Source organism: Streptomyces sp. NRRL WC-3618 (assembly GCF_001280005.1).
GTDB lineage: Bacteria > Actinomycetota > Actinomycetes > Streptomycetales > Streptomycetaceae > Streptomyces.
Genome location: NZ_LGDW01000445.1, coordinates 48766 through 55262 on the forward strand (window position 1 = coordinate 48766; position 6497 = coordinate 55262).

6 protein-coding genes are annotated in these 6497 nt (G+C 71.0%); 5 read left to right on the plus strand and 1 reads right to left on the minus strand.

The annotated features are described in order from the left end of the window. Positions 1-36: 36 nt before the first annotated feature. The 3 genes from ADL01_RS29705 (at position 37) to ADL01_RS29715 (ending at position 2631) form a co-directional block, all read left to right on the plus strand. The gene (locus ADL01_RS29705; protein ID WP_053745081.1) at positions 37-555 is read left to right on the plus strand and encodes a flavin reductase family protein; all 519 of its coding nucleotides are present in this window, start codon (positions 37-39) and stop codon (positions 553-555) included. Between the two features lie 247 nt (positions 556-802). Further along, positions 803-1588 carry an electron transfer flavoprotein subunit beta/FixA family protein gene (locus ADL01_RS29710; protein WP_053745082.1) on the plus strand — a complete coding sequence of 262 codons (786 nt, stop codon included), beginning with the start codon at positions 803-805 and terminating at the stop codon, positions 1586-1588. Positions 1589-1668: 80 nt separating this feature from the next. Next, positions 1669-2631: an electron transfer flavoprotein subunit alpha/FixB family protein gene (locus ADL01_RS29715; RefSeq protein WP_053745083.1), complete on the plus strand. Its 963-nt coding sequence runs from the start codon at positions 1669-1671 to the stop codon at positions 2629-2631. A gap of 68 nt (positions 2632-2699) precedes the next feature. Here ADL01_RS29715 and ADL01_RS29720 read toward each other — a convergent pair whose 3' ends face one another. Beyond that, entirely contained in the window at positions 2700-3605 is a 906-nt protein-coding gene (locus tag ADL01_RS29720) for an endonuclease/exonuclease/phosphatase family protein (RefSeq protein ID WP_053745084.1), read from the minus strand. Between the two features lie 203 nt (positions 3606-3808). On the opposite strand from ADL01_RS29720, the gene ADL01_RS29725 reads away from it, so the two are divergent. Both ADL01_RS29725 and ADL01_RS29730 read left to right on the plus strand, forming a co-directional pair. Next, positions 3809-5131 carry a DUF6986 family protein gene (locus ADL01_RS29725; RefSeq protein ID WP_053745085.1) on the plus strand — a complete coding sequence of 441 codons (1323 nt, stop codon included), beginning with the start codon at positions 3809-3811 and terminating at the stop codon, positions 5129-5131. 267 nt (positions 5132-5398) lie between these two features. Further along, positions 5399-6497 (plus strand): serine/threonine-protein kinase (locus ADL01_RS29730; RefSeq protein ID WP_234354843.1); only part of this gene is annotated, 1099 nt, incomplete at its 3' end.

Consider the following 6497-nt stretch of genomic DNA (forward strand, 5'->3'; position numbering starts at 1 on the left):
CGCCCAGCTCACCGCCTCCCGCAGAAGGACAGGTCCATGACGGCCACGCCCGCCCTCGGCGCCCCTCGGCCCCTCGTTCCCGCCTCTCCCGACCTGCTGCGCTCGGTCTTCCGGCAGCACGCGGCCGGAGTCGCCGTGATCACCGCCCGAGGGAGCGCCGGCCCCGTCGGCTTCACCGCGACCTCCCTCACCTCCGTCTGCGCCGATCCCCCGCTCATCTCCTTCGGCATCAGCACCGGCGCCTCCAGCTGGCCCGCGATATCCGGGGCCGACCATGTCGGCGTACACATACTGGGCGAGCACCAGCAGGAACTGGCCGCGACCTTCGCCCGCAGCGGCGCCGACCGGTTCGGCGCGCCCACCGCCTGGCGTGAGGGCCCCGAAGGGGTACCCGTCCTCGACGGTGTCCTCGCCTGGCTGGTGTGCCGGACCGTGACACGCGTACCGGCCGGGGACCACCGGGTCGTACTGGCCGAGGTCATGGTGGGCGATCCCGCGGGTGCCGGACGGCCGTTGCTCTATCACCAGGGCCGCTTCAACGGGCTCCGCGACTGACTGTCGGTGACCGACCGGTCGCCCACCTGTGATTTTGACTATGCTGCGGGGCTGCCCCGGTTCCGGTTACGCTGCGTTGCGAAGGTCACACGTCAAAGCGCTTGCTCAGTGGGCGTCGAGTGGGTGTACTGGCGAGTAATATTTCGTTCGGAGCGCGGGTCGCCCCCATCGGGATCTGCCGCTTTGAGGCGCCTATGCTGCCTGCAGGAAGGCAGCCCGGAACAGACGATGCAGTAGGAGAGCCGGCGTGAGCTTGAGGATCGTTGTCACTGTGAAGTACGTGCCCGACGCCACTGGCGACCGGCACTTCGCCGATGACCTGACCGTCGACCGTGACGACGTGGACGGTCTGCTCTCGGAGCTCGACGAGTACGCGGTCGAGCAGGCGCTGCAGATCGCCGACGAGGCCGACGACGCGGAGATCACGGTCCTGACCGTCGGCCCCGAGGACGCCAAGGACGCGCTCCGCAAGGCCCTTTCGATGGGCGCCGACAAGGCGATCCACGTCGAGGACGACGACCTGCACGGCACCGACGCCATCGGCACCTCCCTCGTGCTGGCCAAGGCCATCGAGAAGGCCGGCTACGACCTGGTCATCTCCGGCATGGCCTCCACCGACGGCACCATGGGTGTCGTACCGGCGCTGCTCGCCGAGCGGCTGGGCGTCCCGCAGGTCACACTGCTCTCCGAGGTCTCCGTCGAGGACGGTGTCGTCAAGGGCCGCCGCGACGGCGACTCCGCCTCCGAGCAGCTGGAAGCCTCCCTCCCGGCCGTCGTGTCGGTCACCGACCAGTCCGGCGAGGCGCGTTACCCGTCCTTCAAGGGCATCATGGCCGCCAAGAAGAAGCCGGTGGAGGCCTGGGACCTGTCCGACCTGGACCTGGAGGCCGAGGAGGTCGGTCTCGCGGGCGCGTACTCCGTGGTCGACTCCGCGACCGAGCGCCCGGCGCGCACGGCCGGCACGATCGTCAAGGACGAGGGCGAGGGCGGCAAGCAGCTCGCCGAGTTCCTCGCGGGCCAGAAGTTCATCTAGGCCCCGTCCGGGGCTCATCGCCGTGGGTCCCGGCTCGCTGACCGCCCCTCATCTTCCGCAAGCAGGAGAGTAGAAGTCCCATGGCTGAAGTTCTCGTCTACGTCGATCACGTGGACGGTGCCGTCCGCAAGCCCACCCTGGAGCTGCTGACCCTCGCCCGCCGCATCGGTTCGCCGGTCGCGGTGGCCCTGGGTGCCGGCGCGGCCGACACCGCTGCCGTCCTCGGTGAGCACGGCGCCGTCAAGGTCCTCACCCACGAGGCCGCCGAGTACGCCGACTACCTGGTCGTCCCGAAGGTCGACGCCCTCCAGGCCGCGTACGACGCCGTCTCCCCGGCCGCCGTCCTGGTCCCCTCCTCCGCCGAGGGCAAGGAGATCGCCGCCCGTCTCGCGCTGCGCATCGGCTCCGGCATCATCACCGACGCCGTCGACCTCGAGGCCGGCGACGAGGGCCCGGTGGCCACGCAGTCCGCGTTCGCCGCGTCCTTCACCACCAAGACCCGTGTCGCCAAGGGCACCCCGGTCATCACGGTCAAGCCGAACTCGGCCGCCGTCGAGGCCGCCCCGGCCGCCGGCGCCGTCGAGGCGCTCGCCGTCACCTTCTCCGCCCAGGCCACGGGCACCAAGGTCACCGCGCGCACCCCGCGCGAGTCGACCGGCCGCCCGGAGCTGACCGAGGCCGCGATCGTCGTCTCCGGCGGCCGTGGCGTCAACGGCGCCGAGAACTTCCCGATCATCGAGGCGCTCGCCGACTCCCTCGGCGCGGCCGTCGGCGCCTCGCGCGCCGCGGTGGACGCGGGCTGGTACCCGCACACCAACCAGGTCGGCCAGACCGGCAAGTCCGTCTCGCCGCAGCTGTACATCGCCAACGGCATCTCCGGCGCCATCCAGCACCGCGCCGGCATGCAGACCTCGAAGACGATCGTGGCGGTCAACAAGGACGCCGAGGCCCCGATCTTCGACCTCGTCGACTACGGCGTCGTCGGCGACCTCTTCGACGTCGTCCCGCAGCTCACCGAGGAGATCAACGCCCGCAAGGGCTGATCCTCCTGAGCCGTCGAGGCCCCCGCGACCGGTAGCACCTGAGTACGACCGGTCACGGGGGCCTCAGCTCATCCCAGTCTCAACGAGGCCTGCACCGGCAGATGGTCGCTCGGGTACATCCCGTCGACGGAGAAGGTGTTGATCCCCGCCCAGTGCGTGGTCACCCCTGGTGAGGTCAGGATCCAGTCGATGCGCCGGCCGCCGGGCTGGGGCGCCCGGTAGTCGTTGAACGTCCCGTACTGCGGGCTGCGGGCGGCAGCCGCGTCCCAGGTGTCCACGAGCCCGTTCGCGAGCATCAGGTCGTACACCCGGTTCTCGTGCGCGGGCGAGTTGAAGTCGCCGGTGACGATCACCGGCGTCGCCGGGTCCCACTGGGCGATCGTCTCGCCGATGAGCCCTGCGGAGCGCTCCCGGGCGTACTGGCTGACGTTGTCCAGATGAGTGTTGAGGACGTAGAACTCCCGTCTCCCGTCCGCCAGATCGGCGAATTTCACCCAGGTCACCATGCGCAGCCAGTCCGCCTTCCAGGTGTTGGAGGCGATCGTGTACGGGGTGTCGGACAGCCAGAAGTGGTCGTACTCCAGGGGTTCGAGTCTTCGGGTGTCGTAGAAGACCGCCATGAACTCGTCCTTGCTGCCCCCGCCCCGGCCGGTGCCGATCCAGTCGTAGTGCTCGCCGAGATCCTTCTCGATCATGCGCACCTGCTGGTAGAGCCCCTCCTGGGTGCCGAGGACGTGGGGGCGCTCGCGGCGCAGCAACTCCCGCATCACCGGTCGCCGGACGGACCAGCGCGGTGTCTTGTCGACGACGGTCGCGAAGCGCACGTTGAACGTCATGACGTTCAGGGCGCCCGGGTGCTCGCCGGCGACCGCCGGTATCGACGATCCCGCCGTGGTCAGCAGCGGCATGGCGATGGCGGCGGCGGCCACGGACTTGAGTCCGTGGCGACGCGTCACTCCGACCTCTTTCGGCACGTGATCCCCTCCCCTTCGAAGTCAGAATGAACCTTGCCCACTGAATACGGAAAGGACGCCGGGTTCGGCGGTGACCAGAGGGAGAAGATCGGAACTCCCGGTTCGAGCAGGTGTTGACCGGGGTAAAGATCGACGACTAGCTTCGGTAGGCGGATTACTGATTCCGTACTACGGAAAAGGTTACGGAAAGTGGAGGGTTCGGAATGGTGCAGGGCCGGCAGGGAAACGTGACGACGAGCCTCGCGGGTACCGTCAGCGAGGAAATCAGCGCCTCCCTCGCCCCGGTCGACGCGGAGCTGGCGCGCCGCTACCCCGGAGACCCCGGCACCCGCCAGCCCGTCCACACCGTGTACGTCCCCGGGGACGCGTTCGCCGCCGACACCATCCGCTCCTGGGGTGACCAGGCCCTGGCCGCCCTCGACGAACACGCCCCGGACGCCGCCTCCTTCGCCGCCGTCCTCGGTCTCTCCGACGACCTCGCCGAACCCGTCCACGACCGGGTCCGCGCCAAACTGGAGCGCGAGCCCATCGAAGACCTGCGCGTCGACTTCGAGGACGGCTACGGCCCCCGCCCGGACGACGAGGAGGACGAGACGGCGGCCCGCGCGGCCCGTCTGATCGCCGAGGCGTACCAGAAACGCACGGCAGCCCCGTACATGGGCATCCGGATGAAGTGCATGGAGGAGGCCGTGCGCGCCCGGGGCATCCGCACCCTCGACATCTTCCTCACCGGTCTGATGGAGGCCGGCGGACTGCCCGAGGGGCTCGTCCTCACCCTTCCCAAGGTGACGTACGCCGAGCAGGTCACCGCCATGGTCAGGCTCCTCGAGGAGTTCGAGAAGGCGCGCGGTCTCCCACCCGGCCGGATCGGCTTCGAGATCCAGATCGAGACCAGTCAGTCCATCCTCGCCACCGACGGCACGGCCACGGTCGCCCGAATGATCCAGGCCGCCGAGGGCCGCGCCACCGGCCTGCACTACGGCACCTTCGACTACAGCGCCTCCCTGGGCGTCTCCGCCGCCTACCAGGCCAGCGACCACCCGGCCGCCGACCACGCCAAGGCGATCATGCAGGTCGCGGCGGCGGGCACCGGAGTGCGCGTGTCGGACGGCTCCACCAACGTCCTGCCCGTCGGCCCGACCGAGCAGGTCCACGCGGCCTGGCGCCTGCACTACGGTCTCACCCGCCGCGCCCTGGCCCGCGCCTACTACCAGGGCTGGGACATGCACCCCCGGCACATCCCGACCCGGTACGCGGCCGTCTTCGCCTTCTACCGCGAGGGATTCGAACAGGCCGCGGCCCGCCTCTCGCGCTACGCCGACCGGACCGGCGGCGACGTCATGGACGAGCCCGCCACCGCCAAGGCTCTCAGCGGCTATCTGCTGCGCGGCCTGGACTGCGGCGCGCTCGACGTCGCGGAGGTGACCCGGGCGACGAACGGCCTGACCCGGACCGACCTGGACGGCTTCGCCCGGCCCGGACAGGCCCTGGCGCCCTCCGGCACGGCCGGGCGAAAGCCTGCGTGAGATTCCGGTCGGGCAGGAGTCGTGCGGGTTTGAAGGTTCCGCAGTGGAGGGTGACGGCTGTTCACCAGGCTGTGCCGAAGGGCACCTGACCCCGACGTAATCTGTACGAACGCATGAGTGGGTCACAGAAACGGGGCAGTGGTGTCTTCGCCGGAGCACGGACCGACGGCCGGACAGCCGGACGAACAGGCGGCAGAAGCTGCGGCAGAACGGGCCGCAGAAGGGGCGGAGGAATGGGCGGCTGACGGCACGACCGAGACCGGACGTCTGCTGGCCGGCCGCTACCGCGTCGTGGACCGGCTCGGGCGCGGCGGCATGGGCGTCGTCTGGCGAGCGGTCGACGAGGTCCTCGGCCGTGAGGTCGCGGTCAAGGAACTGCGTACGTTCACGGACGCCGGCGCGCCAGAACTGGCCGACCTGCGGCTGCGGATGCAGCGCGAGGCCCGCGCCGCGGCCCGGATCCGCCACCGCGGAGTGGTCGCCGTACACGATGTCACCGAGATCGACGGCCGCCCCCTGATCGTCATGGAACTGGTGGACGGCCGCTCCCTGGACGACATCCTGAGCGAGCGCGGCACCCTGGACCCCCATGAGGCCGCCGGGATCGGCGCCCAGGTCATGGACGCGCTGGCCGCCGCCCACAACGTCGGCGTCCTGCACCGTGACGTGAAGCCCGGCAACATCCTGCTGGAGACCTCGGGCCGGGTCGTCCTGACGGACTTCGGCATCGCCACGATGGAGAACCCCGGCGACGGCTCGGCCACGCACCTCACCCGCAGCGGCGAACTCGTGGGCTCCCTGGACTACCTGGCACCCGAACGGGCCCAGGGCAACGCCCCCGGCCCAGCCTCGGACATCTGGGCCCTGGGCGCCACCCTGTACGCGGCGGTCGAGGGCACCTCACCCTTCCGCCGTACGTCGACCTGGTCCACGCTCACCGCGATCGTGGCCGAACCCCTTCCGGAGCCCCGTAACGCCGGCGCCCTGGGCCCGGTACTGCGGCAGCTGATGGCCAAGGCGCCGGAGGAGCGCCCGGACGCGGAGACGGCGCGGGGACTGCTGGAGTCGGTGGCATCGGCCACGAGCGGAGCCACGGACACACCCACGACGGGGCTGCGGCGCTCCGGGGCGGCCCCCGTCGGCGTGCCTGAGGCCGTGGAGGCCCCGGCGGCGGAGTCCGGTGCGCAGCGCCCGCCGGGATTCGGGCCGGCCGAGCAGACGCCCCCCGGCTTCGGCCCGCCGGAGCCGATGCCCTCCCCGACGCCCGGCTTCGGCCCCGCAGGCCCGGTGCCGACCCCCGGCGCCCCGCACCCCGGCCCCCTCGCGGCCCCGACCCCCTTCTCCGCCCCGGCGCCCACCTCCGCAG